Source organism: Micromonospora sp. NPDC023814 (genome assembly GCF_040639595.1).
Lineage (GTDB): Bacteria > Actinomycetota > Actinomycetes > Mycobacteriales > Micromonosporaceae > Micromonospora.
In genome coordinates this window covers 25,276-42,403 of the sequence record NZ_JBFAAF010000048.1, presented here as the reverse complement: position 1 = coordinate 42,403, position 17,128 = coordinate 25,276, and the positions used below count along the sequence as shown (strand labels likewise).

Here is a 17,128-nt window from a genome sequence, read left to right as displayed (position 1 = left end):
ATTCCGCGTCTGGAATCGAGTGGGTCTGCCCGGCACGCTGCTCCTGCCTTCGTCCGTGGGTCAGGGAATCGTGAGGCGGCCGGAGCGGCTCGTGGGATCCCAGGCCCCGAAGGCGCCGAGCAGGGTGCGGGCCATGGCCCGGTGGCCGTGCTGGCCGGGGTGGCACCCCATGGCGTACCAGTGCTCGGGCGCTGGGCGGTCGGTGTCGGTCCACCCGGCGTAGTGGTCGACCAGGGGCGCCGCGGTGTCGGCGGCGACGGCCCGGATCGCGTCGACGTAGCGGGGGAGGTGCTCGACGACGTGCTCGGGAGCCGTCGGCAGGGTGTCGTTCGGTGTCTGGACCACGACCAGGCTGTCCGCCCCGGTGCGGAGCCGCTCGACGACCGACCGGTAGGTGGACGAGAACGTGGCCAGGCCGGCCTCACCGTGCTTCGTGTCGTTGAGTCCGATGCCCACCACCACGACGTCCGGTCGGAAGCGCAGGGCGAGTCGCTCGAGCCGCTCGTCGAGGTCGGTGACGGTGTAGCCGCTCACGGCGGTGTTGACGAACGCGTCCGCGGTCCGACCCAGCTCGCGCAGGCGTTCGGTGAACAGCTCGGGGTACGACCGGGCGCCGTAGGTGTGCCAGGTCCCAGCGGTCACGCTGTCGCCGATGAACGTCCAGGTCAGCGGCGTCTGCCGGGCGATGACGGCGGTCAGTGCGGGGTGCGGGTCCACGTTTAGCTCCCTCTGTCAGTGGATGCGTACCGGTTTCCCGGTTCGACCCGACTGGTAGACCGCCTCGATGAAGGCCACGGCCGCCCGCGCCTGCGCGGCGGTGACCAGCGGCGGGCCACCGGTGCGGGCCGCGGTGATGAAATCGGTGAGCTGGGCCAGCTGCTGGTCGGTCGGTACGCCGTCCGGCCCGGGTGGTTGTCCGCCGTGCCGCGAGGTGTAGTGGGTGAGCTGTTCCGCCTCCACCACCACCGAGCCGCCGTCACCGAAGACCGTGTAGCGGATCGGGACGCTGTCGTAGGCGGCGGTGGTCGCCAGGAAGGTCAGCAGCGCGCCGCTGCGCAGCCGGGCGGTGATGGCGACGGTGTCCTCGACCTCGATGCGTTCGTGGGCGAGCAGGTCGGTGTACGCGAACACCTCGTCGACCTCGCCCAGCAGCCACAGCGCCAGGTCCACCAGGTGCACACCCTGGTTCATCAGGGCGCCGCCGCCGTCGAGGGCCCAGGTGCCACGCCAGTCGCCGGCGTCGTAGTACTCCTGGCTGCGCCAGAGCGCGACCTCGAAGGTGGCGGACGTGATCCGCCCCAGGTGACCGTCGCGGACGGCGCGGAACACGAACTGGTTCGCCTCGGCGAACCGACGTTGGCTCACGACGCTCAGGGTCCGGCCCGACCGCTTCTCCGCGTCGAGGATCTGATCCGCGGCCTCGACCGTCACGTCGATCGGCTTCTCCAGCAGCACGTGCTTGCCGGCTTCGAGCGCGGCGACCGTGACGGCCGCGTGCAGGCCGCTCGGGATCGCCACGACCACGGCGTCGACGTCCGGGCGGGCGAGCAGTTCCGGCACCGACCGGGTGGCGTCGACTCCGAACTCGGCCGCGACGGCGTCGGCGTGTCCGGTGTTCTCGTCGGCGACCGCGACCAGCGTCGCGTCGGCGGTGCCGCTGACCAGGCGCTGGACGTGGGCCCTGCCGATGACGCCGACCCCGATGACGCCGACGCGGAGTGGACCGTGGGGTGGGGGCATGTTCCGTCCTTTCCTAGGACCGGCTGGTCAGCGCGTCGGTGATCGCCGCCATGACCACGATCGGGGCGAGCAGGGTGCGTGGATCGACCGGTGATCGCCCCTGGTCGCAGGCGTCGACGAACCGGGCGAGCGCGGGGGCGTTGTAGTCGGGGCCGATCGTCGGGGACCCGGTCAGTACGCCGCGCGTCCCGGTGGCCACCACCTGGAACGGGACGCGGTCGTCGGCGGGCGTGACGAAGGTGAAGGTCACCACGACGTCGCCGATCCGGGTGAGGGCCACCGTGGTGTCGCCTTCGCGGACCAGGTCGACCGACGCCGACCCCGGCTCGACGTGCGGGTCGCCGAGCAGTTGCAGGGCCAGTTCGACCTGATGGATGCCGTAGAAGAACAGGCCCGCCCACTCGCTGTCGGGATCGGCCGGGCCGATGACGGCGAGCTGGCGCAGCCGACCGATCCGGTCCTGTGGGTCGGTGAGCCGGGCGACCTCGGGGACGAACCGCAGGGCCGAGCAGGACACCAGCGGCGCGTGGCCGCGCGCGGCGGCCGCGAGGATCGCCTGGGCGTCGTCGACCGATGCGGCCAGGGGCTTGTCGACCAGCACCGGCAGCCCGGCGTCCAGCAATGGCTCGGCCTGTTTCCGGTGGTGGCGTCCGTCGCGGCTGCTGACGATCGCCGCGTCTACCCGTCCGATCAGGTCGCTCGGCTCGTCGACGACGAGGTCGATGCCGCCGGTCTCGCACAACGCCGCGTTGCGGTCGGACGGGCCACCGGCCAGGGCGACCACCCGGTTGCCGGGATGTCGCTGCTCGGTGTTCAGGAAGCGGATGAAGTGGTCGACGTGCGAGTTCTCGGTGCCGATGATTCCGATCCGTCTCACGCGACTGCCCTCTTCGAAGTCGACGGCCAACTGCCCCCAGCCTCGCCTGCAATCGGTTGCACGTCAAGAGCCTCCCCAGTTGTCGGTCTGTCCTGCGTGGAACGGACCTGCTGCACGTTAGCCATGTCCGATGGGCGTGCCGTGCGCAAGGATTGCTCGGTCAACTCCTCAGAGCAACCGATTGCAGTCGAGCTGGGCGTGGCCTTACCCTGGCCCGGTGACCCCGGATGGTGCCACTGACGAGCATCACGAGCCGGAGCAGGGCCGGAACTGGTGGCGGCGGTGGCTGGGTGCGGTCCGCGATCCGGACGGGTCGTGGGAGATCGGCTCGGCGCGGCGGACCGCTGACGGGACGGTGCGCTGTCCCGTCGACCTGACCTCGTACGGGACGACGATGCGGGCGGAGCTGGTCCGGCCGGCGGGTGAGGATGTCCGCCCGGCCGTAATCGTGCCGTTCTACGAGGTGGCCACCCTGTTCGGTGAGCCCTGCGCCCGCACCGCCGGCCAAAGTGTCGCCCGACGGCGATCCCAGGCGTACGCCCGGCACCTCGTCGCGCGGGGCTTCGCGGTCCTCGCCGTACCGTGGTGGTTCGAGTACGTGCTCGACCCGGCGACGGAAACGGCCTCGCTGAGCGAACGGTACCGACCGAGCGCCTCGTCGCACGCGGACTCGTTGGCGATCACCGGTCTGGGCCGCAGCCTCGCCGACCTGTTCCTCGCGGTGGACGCCCTTGCCTGCGTACCGTGGGTCGCGCCCCGGCGGATCGGTGCCTTCGGCCACTCGCTCGGCGGGAAGCTGGCGCTGCACCTGACCGCGCTGGACACGCGGATCGCCGCGGGAGTCGCGCACGAACCGGGCCTGGGCCTGACGTACTCGAACTGGGCCGATCCCTGGTACCTCGACGGCGCGGTGCCGCCCGACCGCGACCACGACGACCTGCTCGCCCTGGTCGCGCCCCGACCGTTCCTGCTCGCCGGCGGCGGCGCCTCGGACGGATGGCACAACCACCGTCTGGTCGAGCGGGCCGCCCGACGGTGGCCCGGGCCGCCCGGCCTGGAGACCCTCTACCACAACACCGGACACGCCCACCCCGACCACGTCCTGGACGCCTGCTATGCGTGGTTGCGCGGGCGCCTGGCCGCTGTCGACACCCCCGAGGAGACCAGCCCGCCATGACCAAGCCGACCCTCTGCGTCGTCGTCGCCCCCGACGAGTACGACCTGCTGTTCGCGCCGGAGTCCCAGGAGCGACTCCACGACCACGCGGTCGTCGAGTTCGGCGACGGCGACCGGGGGACGGAACTGCCGCCGGCCGCCGCCGACCGGTTCGACGTCGTCGTCACGTCGTGGAGCACGACGCCGTTCGACCCGGCTCGACTGCGTGGCGAGCGGCTGCGACTCGCCCTGCACTCGGCCGGTTCGATCCGCCGGCTGTTCCCGGCCGCGGTCCTCCGGTCCGGGCTGCGGGTCTGCCAGGCCGGCGCGGCGGCCATGGCGCCCGCCGTCGCCGAGATGGCACTCACCCTGACTCTCGCCCTGCTGCGGAACCTGCACCGGCACGACCGTGCCCTGTGGGCGGGACGTGACTGGGCGGCGGCACGGCAGCCGGTACTGGGTCGGGCGCTGGCGGCGCGCAACGTCGGGATCGTCGGTTTCGGTCGCACCGGGCGGGAGTACGCGCGGATGGTGCGGGCGTTGGGGGCGTCGGCGCTGCGCGCGTACGACCCGTACGCCGACCCGACGGTGGCCGCGGGGTACGGGGTGGAGCTGGTCGGGTTGGCGGAGCTGTTCCGGTGCAGCGACGTCGTCGCCGTGCACGCGCCGTCCACCCCGGAGACCCGGCACCTCGTCGGCCGGGGCGAACTCGCCGCGCTGCCGGACGGCGCGATCGTGGTCAACACGGCCCGCTCCTGGGTCGTCGACGAGGAGGCCCTGCTCGCGGAGCTGGTGTCGGGCCGGCTCTCGGCCGGGTTGGACGTGTTCGACACCGAGCCGCTGCCGGCGACGAGTGCGTTCCTGGGGCTGCCGAACGTCGTCGTCACGCCGCACGTCGCGGGCGGCACGGTCGAGGCGCGACGGGCGCAGGGTCGGATCGTGGTCGACGAGCTGCGCCGGTTCGTCGTCGGCGAACCGCTCGAGCACGAGGTGAGCGTGGAGTCCTACGACCTGCTGGCCTGACCGGGCCGGCGGGTGCGTCGCGGTGAGGGTCGGGTGCGGACCCCGGCGGGGCGGTCGACCGCTCGTCGGTCATCGACCGGCCACCCTGCGCTGACGACCCCGCTCGCCGGGAAGAGGTCGGCCTATCGATGCCCTTGACCGGTGGCGGTGCCGACGCTAGGTTCTCTGCAACCGATTGCACGATGAAAAGCAGGCGGGGGCAGGCTGTTTCAGAAAGAGGGGGCGGGCATGAGCGGTATTTCCAGACTCCGATTGGGCGCCGTGGTGCTGACGGTGACGCTGGCCGTCGCCGGCTGCAACGGCGGCGGGGACAGCGCGATGCCGACGGACCCGGGTGCCGTCGAGGGTTCGGTGACCTTCTGGACCTACCCCATCGGGGACAGCGGCAAGGACAGCTACTGGGATCCGGTGGTCGAGCAGTTCAAGCAGAAGTACCCGAAGGTCGATGTCGACGTCGTGGTGCAACCGTTCACCAACCGCGAGGAAACCCTCGTCACGGCGATCGCCGGCAAGCAGGGTCCCGACGTCGTCTACTTCAACCCCGACTTCATCCCCAAGTTCGCCGTCGAGGGCGTGCTGGAGCCCGTCGAGGACGTCATCGCCGACGACCGGGACGACTTCACGCCGGCGGCGCTCGACGCGATGTCGTGGGACGGAAAGCTCTACGGCGTGCCGCTGCTGATGCAGGCGCTGATCGGCGTGTGCAACAAGAAGGTGCTCGCCGCCTCCGGGGTGCAGAAGTGCCCGGAGACCTGGGCGGACATCGAGCAGATGGCGCCGAAGGTGAAGGCGGCCGGATACGTCCCGACCGACTACGTGGCCGCCCAGACCCTCACCCTCAACCACAGCTTCTACCCCTACCTCTGGCAGGCCGGCGGTGAGGTCCTGACCGCCGACGGCAAGAAGGCGGCGTTCAACAGTCCCGAGGGGCTGCGGGCCCTGGAGTTCGTCAAGAAGCTGGTCGACAACGGGTGGACCTCGCAGCAGAGCCTGACCACGGCCGAGACTCTGGAGCAGAGCGCGCTGGGGCAGGGCAAGCAGGCCTACTCGCCCAACAACACGACCGCCAGCCTGGCGAAGCTGTTCAAGCCGGAGGAGTTGGTGGTCAGCCAGCCGCTCACCGACAAGGTGCAGGTCGCCGCCGGCTCGGTGGGTGGTCTGTCGGTGCTGGCCGGCAGCGACGCCAAGGCCGCGTCGAAGGCGTGGATCGACTTCCTGACCAGCCCGGAGCACATGCGGTCCTTCGACCAGAAGAACGGCTACTACGCGCCGAGGAAGTCCGTCACGGGGCTGTACTCGGACAACCCGGGGATGGCCGAGGGCGAGAAGCACCTGGACGTCATCCGGTCGGGCGTCATCCACCCGAAGGCACGGGAGATCATGAACCTGATCAAGCCGCACCTGCAGGCCGTGCTGCTCGGCAAGACCGCACCCGGGGACGCGCTCGCCGCGGCGGAGAAGGACGTCAACGCGCTCCTCGAGCGCCGCTGATTCACATTCGACGGTCGCAGGCGTGGCCGCATCCGGCACGCCTGCGACCACCGGCGAAGGAGGTGTGGTGAGCGAGCAGGCCGTAGGGACAGTCCAGCCAGTGCCGCAGTCGGGGGCACGACGCGCGAGAAGGCCCTGGTGGCGCTCGCGGGCCGCCTTCGCCGGCTACCTGTTCATCCTGCCGTACGTCCTCTTCTTCCTGGTGTTCCGGATCATCCCCGCGGTCATGGGCATGTTCCTCAGCCTGGGCGACTACGGGATCGCCGGCACCTTCACCTTCGTGGGGACGGAGAACTTCACCCGGCTGTTCGGCGATTCGCTGTTCTGGAACTCGCTGAAGGTCACGGCCTACTACACCCTGCTCACCATCCCGCTCAGCATGGGTGTGTCCCTGGCGATGGCGACGCTGTGCGACCGGACCCTGCGCGGGATGAGCATCTACCGCTCCATCTTCTTCCTCCCGGTCGTCACCAGCACGGTCATGTCCGGAATCGTCTGGGTGTGGATCTTCGAGGTCGACGGTCCGCTCAACTGGCTGCTCAACCTCGTCGGCATCCCGGACGTGGGCTGGTTGCAGAGCGAGGCCATGGTCATTCCCGCGCTGGCGATCGTGAGCGCGTGGAAGGGCTTCGGCTACAACATGCTCATCCTGCTCGCCGGGATGCTCGCCATCCCCAACGAGTACTACGAGGCCGCCCACGTCGACGGGGCCGGGTGGCGGCGCCGTTACTGGCACGTCACGCTGCCGCTGCTGAAGCCGGCCCTCTTCTTCGTCCTGGTCCTGGAGATCATCGGATCCTTCCAGGTGTTCGACACCATCTACGTGATGACCGGTGGCGGCCCGGTACGCGCCAGCTACTCGCTGACGTACATGATCTACGACCAGGGCTTCGGCTACTTCGACTTCGGGTACGCGAGCGCCGCCGGCGTGGTCCTGCTGGTCATCACCCTCATCACCTCGCTGATCCAGCACCGCCTGATGAACAAGGGGAAGTCGGCATGAGCACCACGGTCGCCCAGGCCCCCGCCCCACCGACGGCCAGCACACCGCAGACGCCCGTACGGCGGCCCGACCGGCGGCGGCGCCGGGCCCTGTGGATGCACGTTCCGCTGGCGCTCTGCGCGGTGGTGACGTTCTTCCCCTTCTGGGCGATGCTCGTGCTGTCCCTGCAACCGAAGCAGGGCGTGGAGCTGCCGGGCTCGTTGCTGCCGGACAGCATCTCCTTCGACGCGTACGCCGACGCCCTCGGCAGCAACCAGGTGTACGAGTGGGCCCTCAACTCGGCGGTCTACTCGCTGGCGTCGGTGGTCCTCGTCCTGCTCTTCGCCTCGATGGCGGGCTACGCGTTCGCCAAGAAGCGGTTCCTGGGCAGGGAGTTCGTCTTCTGGTTGTTCGTCGCGATGCTCATGGTGCCGGGGCACCTGACGCTCATCCCGCTGTTCATCATGGTGTCGGAGATGGGTGGCCTCGACACGATGTGGGGGATGGTCGTGCCCACCATCGCCAACGCCCAGGCCATGTTCCTGATGCGGCAGTTCATCCAGGAGATCCCGGACGAGCTGCTCGAGGCGGCCCGCATCGACGGGGCGAGCGAGTTCCGGGTCTACTGGTCGATCATCCTGCCGCAGACCAAGCCGATCATGGCCACGCTCGGCACCTTCGTCTTCCTGTGGCACTGGAACGACTTCCTCTGGCCCCTGGTGTCCCAGCGTAGTCCCGGCAACTACGTGCTGACGGTGGGTCTGAACAGCCTTCAGGAGCAGGACACCGAACTGGCCACCACGATGGCCGCCTCCGTCATCACCTTCGTCCCCACCGTCGTGGTCTTCGTCCTCCTGCAGCGGTTCTTCGTCCGCGGCGTGATGATGAGCGGCCTCAAGTAGCGGCGTCACGCGCTCAGCGGCACGCCCTTCCACCTGTCTTTGCCATCGATTGCAACACCGCGAGGCGCAATCCGGACGAACAGAAGAGGTGCCCATGCGATCGCTCCTGCCCAGCGGACTCCGGCGAGGGTCCGTCGTCCTCGCCGCCTGTCTCCCGCTTCTCCTGCTGACGACCACCGCCACCCCGGCGGCACCCCCCGCTGTCGTCGCGACCGCCGGCCAGGTCACCGACCTGGGGCCGGCGCTCTACACCGTGAACGTCCGCAACGCCGAATTCGGCACACTGCCCGACGGCACACCGGTGGCCTACGCGATCTCCAACGGCACCCCGGCCAGCTTCACCGTCGTCGACGCCCGCGACGGCAGGCGGATCACGGCCATCCCGCTCGACGGCTACACCGTCGGCGGATGGGTGGAGGTGGCGCCCGATGGCACCGTCTACTTCTCCGTACGCGCCCCCACGCCGGCGGCCGTGTTCCGCTTCCACCCGGACACCATGCGGCTGGAGCATCTCGGCGGGATCGCCGGGGAGACCGCCCTCTACTCGGCCACCTTCGACGCGAACGGCGTCCTGTACTTCGGCACCTACCCGCACGCGAAGCTCGTGTCGTTCGACCCGGCGACCGGCCGGTTCCGCGACTACGGCAGCCTCACCACCGACGCCGCCTACGTCTTCTCGGTCGGGATCGTGGCAGGCAAGGTCTGGGCCGGCACCGGACCGGTGCCCCACCTCTACCAGGTCGACCCGCGATCCGGTCGGGCCACCGAGATGTCGGTGCCCGCGCCCCTGCTCGAGAACACCGACTGGTTCATCGGCATCGAGCCCCGCGACGACCTGGTCTTCGTGCGGCTGTCCCCGCGAGGCACGTACGACATGGCGGTGTACGACCTGAAGCGCGAGCGGTGGCTCGACCAGGTCATCGGCAACACCTTCGGCGCGGAACCCACCGCCCAGGGGCGCGACGGCACCTTCTACCTGATGGCCGGCGGAACACTCGCCGGCTACCAGGTGCCCGCCCGGCGCAGCGTCTCGACCGGATTCGAGGACAGCACCCTGCCGGCCCAGCTGGCCGACGCCGTGGGCACGTACGGGATGAGCGTCATGGACCTGCGTGAACCGCTCTTCCCCGGCGAGACCGTGGTGGGCATCGACACCGACGGCCGCCTCTGGCACTACAACCTCGCCACCGGACGGTCCCGGATCGTCCCCGCCGACGTGCTGGGCTCACCCGCCGGGGCACACAGCATGGGCGTCGGTCCCGACGGCACCGTGTACCTGGGCGCCTACCTCAGTAGCGGCGTGATGAGCCGGATCGACCAGGAGTCGCAGCAGGTCGAGCAGATCCGCGGACCCAAGCAGGCCGACGCGATCGTCAGCCACAACGGGACGATCGCGGTGAGCTCCTACCCCGGCGCCGTCGTGCACACCGGCGACCCGGCGCAGCCCTGGGCCTGGGGCACCAATCCGCGCAAGGTGCTGGAACTCGGCCGGGGCGAGCCGCACTTCCAGGACCGGATCTTCGCCATGACCTCGGCGGGGGAGCGGCTCGCGGTCGGCAGCGTCCCGGACTACGGGCAGCTCGGCGGCGCGCTGACCCTCGTCGACCCCGCCACCGGTGCCGCCGAGGTCCACCGCGACGTCGTCGACGACCAGAGCGTCGTCTCGCTCGCGTACCGGGACGGGGTCGTCTACGGCGGCACGTCGATCCACGGCGGGCTGTCCAGCGAGCCGACGCAGGACCAGGCGCGGCTGTTCGCCTGGGACGTGGCGGCCGGCCGGCTCGCGTGGAGCGTGGTGGTCGTGCCGGGCGCGACCGTCATCCACGAACTCGAGTTCGGCCCCGACGGCCTGCTGTGGGGGATGGCCGACGACGGCACCGTCTTCGCGTACGACCCGGGTCAACGGAAGGTGGTCCGGTCGGTCGCGACCGGCCTGCGCAACACCAACACCTGGGGCCGGGTCGCGTCGCTGTACCACCGCCCGGCCGACGGGCTCTTCTACGGCAACGCCGGTGGCCGGCTCTTCCGGTTCGACCCCGGGACGCTGGCGATCGAGGTGCTCGTCGAGACCGGCGTACGGGAGTCGGCGATGGACGGGCAGGGCCGGATCTACTTCGCCGACGCCACCCACGTCTACCGATTCGATCCCGCGACGACACACCAGTAGCGCCCACCCGGCCCGCTCGCCCCGGCGAGCGGGCCGGCGTTGTTTTGCCCACCGTCCCGTCCCGCGTCGACCGAAAGGTGCCACCATGCCAGGTTCATCCAGACCCGGCCCACGCATCCGCCGCAGGGCCCTGCTCGCCCTGCTCCTGGGCGCGGCGTTACTCGCCGCGTCCGCCGGGCCCGCACACGCGTCGCCCGCCCCCGAGACGAGCGGCGCCGCCGCGCAGCACGACCCGATGGCCGAGTTCGTGGACCTCGGCTCGATGTACACGGCCAACGTGCGGCTCGCGGCGATGGACGTGCGCCCCGACGGCACGCCCGTCGTCTACGGCTTCAGCGACGGCACCCCGGTGAGCTTCAACGCCATCGACGCCCGCACCGGCGAGCTGCTCCACACCACGACGTTCCCCGGCTACACCGTCGCCAGTTCCATCGTGGTGGACGACTCCGGGCTGGTCTACTTCAGCGTCCGGGCGCCCAACGACGGCACCCTGTGGCGGTACGACCCCGCGACCGACCAGGTGACCAAGATCACCACGGGGGTGGTCGGTGAGGGGATGCTGCGGACGCTGCTGATCAGGGACGGCATCCTCTACGGCACCACCTACCCGGACGCCAAGGTCTACTCCTACGACCCCGCCACCGGGGCGTTCCGCGACTACGGCGGTATGACGGCCGACGGGGACTACGCCTGGGGCTTCGACGAGGTCGACGGCAAGCTCTGGGTCGGCACGGGCGCGGTCCCGCACCTGTTCAGCCTCGACCCGACGACCGGCGCGAAGACCGAGATCCCGCTACCGGAGCCGGTGGCGACGAGCGCCAGCTTCATCAACCGGGTCACCCGGCACGGCGACCTGGTGTTCGTGCAGTACTCACCGACCCTGGACGGCCGCAACCACCTCGTCTACGACCTGTCCGCCGGGCAGTGGTGCTGCACCGACACGGTCGGACAACCGATCGCCTTCGGACACATGACCCGCGGCGCCGTGGACGGCCGCTTCTTCTACGCCTCCGGCGACAAAATCCAGGGCTACGACACCGCCACCCGGCAGACGACGTCCATCGGGTGGGAGGACAGCCCCCTCGCCGCGGCGCTCGGCACCACCCGCGCCTTCGAGCCCATGCAGCTCGGCACCCCGCAGTTCCCCGGCACGACCCTCGTGGGCATGCGCGGAGACGGCACGATCTGGCGGTACAACCTGCAGAACCGCACCGGCGACATCCTGCCGAACGTCATCCGGAGCACCCCGGCGACGGTCCACTCCGTAGGCACCGGCCCCGACGGGAACCTGTACGTCGGCGCCTACCTCAGCGCCGGCGTCATGGCCCGAGTCAACCGGGGAACGGGCCAGCTCGAGCAGTTGTCGGGGCCGAAGCAGGGGGACAGCATCATCGCCCACGGCGACCGGATCGTGGTGGGCAGCTACCCCGGCGCGGAGTACTACGCGGGCGAGGTCGGCGGTGACGTCGCCTGGGACTGGGGCAGGAACCCCCGGCACCTGTTCTCGCTCGGCCGCGCCGAGCTGGGGCAGGACCGGCCGGTGACCCTCGCGTCGGCGGGGGACGTGGTGGTCGGCGGCACCGTCCCCGACTACGGGGAACTCGGCGGCGGGCTCGTGGTCTTCGACCCGGCGAGCGGGGCGTACCAGTTCCATCGCGACGTCGTGCCGGACCAGAGCGTGACCGCGCTGGCCACGGTGGGCGGGCTCGTCGTCGGCGGCACCTCGATCCACGGCGGCCTGTCGAGCACCCCTACCCAGGATCGGGCCGCACTGTTCATCTGGGACGTCGAGGCCGGCGAGAAGGTCTGGAGCGCCCCCGTGGTGGGCGGCGGCGCCGTGGTCCAGGCACTCGCCGTCGGCCCCGGCGGCATGGTGTGGGGCCTGGTCGGGGACGGCACCGTCTTCGAATTCGACCCGCGCACCCGCACCGTCACCCGGTCCTTCGACGCCGGGTTCGCCGACGGCAACCTGTGGGGCTTCCGCACCGAGCTGTTCTACCGGGCCGCGGATGCCCGCTTCTACGGCAATGCCGGGGGAAAGCTGTTCTGGTTCGACCCGCGGACCCTCGAACGCGGGCTGGTCCTGGCGCAGGACGTCCGCATCGCCGGCATGGACCGCGACGAGACGATCTACGTCGCGAACAACACCAACGTGTTCCGGTGGGAGCCCGCCGACGACCCGCGCGACTGCGACGCGTCCGTCACCGGCACGCACGACGGCCCGCTCCGGGTCGACGAAGGCAAGACCTGTGTCACCGGCGCGGTGGTGAACGGCCCGATCCAGGTCGGTGCCGGGGCGAGTGTCCGGATCGCGGACTCCCACGTGCGCGGTGGCGTGACCACGGACCAGGCCCGGGTGGTGAGCATCGCCCGGTCCCGCGTCGACGGGGCGATGTCGATCACGGGCACCAGCGGCAGTGTGCTGCTGTCCGGCAACACCATCGACGGCGCGCTCGCCTGCGCGGAGAACGGCTGGGCGCCGATCGACGACGGCGTCCGCAACGCGGTGACCGGGCAGGTGTCAGGGCAGTGCGTCGCACTGAAGGGAGAGTCGTCTTGACATTCTCCCCCGCCTAAACGCGGGGGATTCCCACCCTCGCGGGTTGGGGTTCCTGGTTCACCGCAGACCGCACGGAAGGAGGTCCTTCGTGTCTGACGTCCGCTCCGCAGGCGTTTTGTGTCTCGACCAGCCCGGCCGCGACGGCGATGTTCTTGGCGGCGTTGACGTCCCGGTCATGCCGGATGCCGCAACCCGGACACGACCAGTGCCGTGTGCCGAGGGAAAGTGTGGCGAGCAGGTACCCACAGGCGGAGCAGGTTTTCGACGACGGGTACCAGCGGTCCACGACGGCGAGGGTGCGGCCGTCGCGGTGGGCCTTGTAGGTGAGCAGGGTGCGGAACTCGGCCCAGCCGGTGCGGGAGATCGCTTTGGCCAGGGACCGGTTACGGACCATGTTCGCCACCGCCAGGTCCTCCACCGCGATGGTGGCGAACCGGCGTACCAGGGTCGTGGACTGCTGGTGCAGGAAGTCCCGGCGCGCGTCGCGGACCCGCGAATGCGCGCGCGCCACTTTCCGTTTGGCTTTGGCGCGGTTGGCGGAGCCCTTCTGTCGGCGGGCCATCATCCGCTGATACCGCTTGAGTCGGCGTTCGCGGCGCTCCATGTGCCTGGGGTGGGGGATGCGTTCGCCGGTGGACAGCACCGCGAAGTCGGTCAGACCGAGGTCCACGCCCACCACCTGACCGGTGGGTTCGGGTGCGGCGGGTGCGGCGACGTCGACGGCGAAGGTCACGAACCAGCGGCCGTCCGGGTCACGGCACACCGTCACCATCGTCGGATCCAGTGCCGTCACGTCCACGTCCGGCCACGACCACACGAACCGCAGCACACCCGGTGTCTTCCCCAACGACAGGTTCCCGCCACGCATCCGGAACGCCGACCGGGTGAAGCTCGCGGACTGGCGGCCGTGGCGGGACTTGTACCGCGGATACCGGGCCCGCTTCTGGAAGAAGGCTGTTATGGCGGTGTGCTGGTGCCGCAGCGTCTGCTGCAACGGCACCGACGACACCTCACCCAGAAACGCCAGGTCGGGCTGCTTTTTCATCTCGGTCAGTGCCCGATCCGTCTCCGCGTACGAGGTCGACCTGCCCTCAGCGCGGTAACGAGCACGACGGGCGGCGAGAGTGCGGTTCCACACCACCCGGACGCAACCGAACGTGCGGCTCAGCACCACCACCTGCTCCGGAGTCGGATACACCCGACACCTGTACGCCGTCGCACAGAACCCATCCAACCAGAAAGGACAGTCATGGTTGACAGCGCGTCCGCCATTCCTCCCCGCCCTGAAGGACGGGGCATCCTGGCGGTGATCCGGTGAGCGACAACCGACGGAGCCGGGCCTGGGCCCGGTGGATGCTGAGCGCGGTGGTGCTGGCGCCGGTCGCGCTCGTGGCGCCACCGGCCGGCGCCGAGACGACCGGCGTGACCGCGGGCACGAGCGGGAACCTGCTGGCGAACGCGAGCTTCGAGGAGGTGGGGCCGGACGGCCTGCCCGCGAGCTGGTCCCCGCTGTGGCCCGGCTCCGAGAACTACTACTCCGTCGACGACACCGACGCCAGCGACGGTGACCGGAGCCTGCGGGTGCGCGACGCGAGCACGACCGCCGGCGCCGGCCTGCGGCCCGCGCGCGTACCCGTGACCGGGGGCACGAGCTATACGTTCTCGATGGACCTGAAGCTGACCAGCGGCGTGCTGCAGCCGACGGTCTACTTCTACGACTCCTCGGGCGCCAGGGTCGCCCAGCCGTACCAGGTGCTGCGCCCCACACTCGGGGCGTGGGACCGCCAGGTGGCGACGTTCACGGCGCCGGCCAACGCGGTCGGCGCGGAGCCGGCCATCTACTCCAGTTCGGTCGGCACCGCGGACGGCCTCGTCGACTCGGTCGCGTTCGCCGCCACCGGCGCCGGTCCACAGCCGCCGGCCGGCGTCGAGCAGGATCTGGGCAGGCCCATCGCCGGTATCACCAACGCCGGGGCGGGTTACACCACCGACTCGGCCGGACGGGACATCGGGGTGGTCATCGGCGGTGGCAGCCCCTCGACGTTCAGCGCGGTGGACATCGTGACCGGTGCGCGGTTGATGAGCCGGACGATGCCGAACGTGATCATGTCCTGGTCGTTCGTCACGACCGCCGACCGCGACATCTACATCGGCACCCAGACCAAGGGGGAGGTGTGGCGGTTCGACCCGGACGACCTCAGCCTCGAACTCGTCGCCACCGCGCCGTTCGGTCAGACGCACCTGTGGTCGGCGACCCTCGACGACCGCGGCCGGCCGGTGTGGGGCACCTATCCGGACGGCAAGGTGATCGCCTACGACCCCGCCACGGGGCAGTGGCAGGACTACGGGGTGCAGGTCACGGACAACATCTACGTGCGCAGCATCGACTCCGACGGCCGGTACGTGTACGCCGGTGGCGGCGCGTTGCGGGCCAGCCTCACCCGCCTCGACACGCACACCGGTGAGATCCGGGAGATCCCGCTGCCACCCGGGCACGACGCCGACACCTTCCTCTACGACGTGACCGTCTCCGGCGGGCTGCTCTTCGCCCGGCCGACGCCCTCGACCGACCTGCTCGTCTACTCGCTGGCCGAGCAGGCGTGGGTGGACGTCGTACCCCAGGTCGTGGGTCTGGCGGTGTCTCCCGAGGTGAGCACCGAGGACAGTGGCGTGCGCCGGCGCGAGGCGCTGATCGTGCCGATCGACGGTGCGGTGATCGCCTACGACCTCGACACCCGGCAGCAGCGCCGGATCTCCATGAACCTCCAGGGATCCGCGGCCCGTGGCTGGGCCCTGATGGAGCTGGGCACCGACGGTTTCCCCGGCGCGTCCGTGGTGACCGCGACCAGCAAGTCGATCTTCCACGCCTGGAACCCCGCCACCGGGCGGACGGTCGCGGTACGCGGCGACGCGGAGCTGACGCCGTTCCTGATCCGGTCGATGGCGACCGGCCCGCGCGGCGACATCTACGTCGGCGGGTACGGATCCCCGCCGGGGATCGCCCGGGTGGACGTGGACAGCGGCGCGACCGAGCCGCTCAACGGTGTCGGACAGACCGAGGGGCTCGTCGCCCACGGCGACCGTCTCGTCTTCGGCACCTATCCCGGTGCGCGGATCTACGCCTACGACACCACCCGGCCGTGGGATCCGGCGACGAACCCGGTGACGGACCGCGACCGGGTCGTCTCGCTGGGCAGTCACCAGGATCGACCACTCGGCTGGGCCAGCGCCGGTGACGTCGTGGCCATCGGCTCGATGCCGGACTACGGGCAGCTCGGGGGAGCGCTGTCCCTGTTCAACCCGTCGACCGGCGACCTGCGGGTGTTCCGCGACGTCGTCAAGGACCAGACCCCGCTCGCCCTGGCCTACCGGGACGGCCTCGTCTACGGCGGCACCGGCATCTGGGGCGGCATCGGCATCGAACCGACCACCAGCGAGGGCAAGCTGTTCGTCTTCGACCCGGCGACCGGGAAGGTGGTGTTCGAGACCGTGCCCGTCCCGGGGGAGGAGAACGTCTCGGCCCTCACCTTCGACGACGACGGCAACCTGTGGGGCTTCACCGCGAACGCGCTGTTCAAGTTCGACCCGGACACCCGCACGGTGGTGCTCCGCAAGACCTACTTCGGCGTGGACGACAGCAAGATCTACGCGACCGGCCGGGAGCTCTTCTGGCACCACGGGAAGCTCGTCGGCACCTCGACCGGCCGGCTCTTCGAGATCGACCCCGCGACCCTGGAGATGACGGTGCTGCAGACCGGGATGCAGAACCTGGCCATCGACCGCAACGGCTCCTACTACTACAACCGAGGCAGCACCCTGTACCGGTGGGTGCCGGAGCCCGTGGCGCCCGCCTGCGACCGGACGGTCACCGGAACGCACCACGGCGACCTCGCCGTCTCGGCCGGGACGACCTGTGTCCGGAATGCCGACGTCCGCGGCGGCATCGTCGTACGCCCCGGCGCGGGCGTACTCGTGGAGGATTCACAGCTGCAGGGCGGGGTGGAAGCCGACCACGCGCGCGCCGTGTGGCTCCGCCGGGCCCAGGTCAGCGGCGCGGTGAGCGTGGCCGGCACCGGCGGCTGGGTGGTGCTGTCGGGTAACCGGATCTCGGGATCACTGACCTGCACCGGGAACGACAGCGAACCGACCGACCGGGGCGAGCCGAACAGCGTCACCGGCGACAGCCTGGGGCAGTGCGCCGGAATGTGACGGCGGCGGCACCGCCGGCGGG

At 70.6% G+C, this 17,128-nt stretch carries 12 protein-coding genes; 8 read left to right on the top strand and 4 right to left on the bottom strand.

Annotated elements, in window-relative coordinates:
* Positions 1-60 precede the first annotated feature (60 nt).
* Genes AB0G14_RS23625 through AB0G14_RS23615 form a run of 3 tightly spaced genes read right to left on the bottom strand, consistent with a single transcriptional unit; the run spans position 61 to position 2,617 of the window.
* Complete coding sequence (locus tag AB0G14_RS23625; protein ID WP_357700763.1) at positions 61-717, bottom strand: SGNH/GDSL hydrolase family protein; 657 nt, start codon at positions 715-717, stop codon at positions 61-63.
* A gap of 15 nt (positions 718-732) precedes the next feature.
* A complete protein-coding gene (locus AB0G14_RS23620) occupies positions 733-1,740 on the bottom strand; it encodes a Gfo/Idh/MocA family oxidoreductase (protein WP_357700761.1) in 1,008 nt (335 codons plus the stop codon).
* Positions 1,741-1,753: 13 nt separating this feature from the next.
* Positions 1,754-2,617 carry a Gfo/Idh/MocA family oxidoreductase gene (locus AB0G14_RS23615; protein ID WP_357700759.1) on the bottom strand — a complete coding sequence of 288 codons (864 nt, stop codon included), beginning with the start codon at positions 2,615-2,617 and terminating at the stop codon, positions 1,754-1,756.
* Between the two features lie 217 nt (positions 2,618-2,834).
* Here AB0G14_RS23615 and AB0G14_RS23610 point away from each other — a divergent pair, with 217 nt between their 5' ends.
* The 7 genes from AB0G14_RS23610 (at position 2,835) to AB0G14_RS23580 (ending at position 12,897) form a co-directional block, all read left to right on the top strand.
* Positions 2,835-3,794 (top strand): acetylxylan esterase, encoded by a 960-nt coding sequence (locus tag AB0G14_RS23610; RefSeq protein ID WP_357700757.1) that lies wholly within the window; start codon positions 2,835-2,837, stop codon positions 3,792-3,794.
* Positions 3,791-4,795: a hydroxyacid dehydrogenase gene (locus AB0G14_RS23605; RefSeq protein ID WP_357700755.1), complete on the top strand. Its 1,005-nt coding sequence runs from the start codon at positions 3,791-3,793 to the stop codon at positions 4,793-4,795. The genes AB0G14_RS23610 and AB0G14_RS23605 overlap by 4 nt, the downstream gene beginning before the upstream one ends.
* A 228-nt stretch (positions 4,796-5,023) precedes the next feature.
* The gene (locus AB0G14_RS23600) at positions 5,024-6,286 is read left to right on the top strand and encodes an extracellular solute-binding protein (protein WP_357700753.1); all 1,263 of its coding nucleotides are present in this window, start codon (positions 5,024-5,026) and stop codon (positions 6,284-6,286) included.
* 67 nt (positions 6,287-6,353) lie between these two features.
* Positions 6,354-7,289: a sugar ABC transporter permease gene (locus AB0G14_RS23595; RefSeq protein WP_357700751.1), complete on the top strand. Its 936-nt coding sequence runs from the start codon at positions 6,354-6,356 to the stop codon at positions 7,287-7,289.
* Positions 7,286-8,170 carry a carbohydrate ABC transporter permease gene (locus AB0G14_RS23590; protein WP_357700749.1) on the top strand — a complete coding sequence of 295 codons (885 nt, stop codon included), beginning with the start codon at positions 7,286-7,288 and terminating at the stop codon, positions 8,168-8,170. The genes AB0G14_RS23595 and AB0G14_RS23590 overlap by 4 nt, the downstream gene beginning before the upstream one ends.
* Before the next feature lie 94 nt (positions 8,171-8,264).
* The gene (locus AB0G14_RS23585; protein ID WP_357700747.1) at positions 8,265-10,337 is read left to right on the top strand and encodes a hypothetical protein; all 2,073 of its coding nucleotides are present in this window, start codon (positions 8,265-8,267) and stop codon (positions 10,335-10,337) included.
* A gap of 85 nt (positions 10,338-10,422) precedes the next feature.
* Entirely contained in the window at positions 10,423-12,897 is a 2,475-nt protein-coding gene (locus AB0G14_RS23580) for a hypothetical protein (protein WP_357700745.1), read from the top strand.
* Positions 12,898-12,910: 13 nt separating this feature from the next.
* Here AB0G14_RS23580 and AB0G14_RS23575 read toward each other — a convergent pair whose 3' ends face one another.
* A complete protein-coding gene (locus tag AB0G14_RS23575; protein ID WP_357700743.1) occupies positions 12,911-14,296 on the bottom strand; it encodes a transposase in 1,386 nt (461 codons plus the stop codon).
* Between AB0G14_RS23575 and AB0G14_RS23570 the strand changes: the two genes are divergently transcribed.
* The gene (locus tag AB0G14_RS23570; protein ID WP_357700741.1) at positions 14,212-17,106 is read left to right on the top strand and encodes a carbohydrate binding domain-containing protein; all 2,895 of its coding nucleotides are present in this window, start codon (positions 14,212-14,214) and stop codon (positions 17,104-17,106) included. The genes AB0G14_RS23575 and AB0G14_RS23570 overlap by 85 nt on opposite strands.
* The last annotated feature ends 22 nt before the right edge of the window (positions 17,107-17,128 follow it).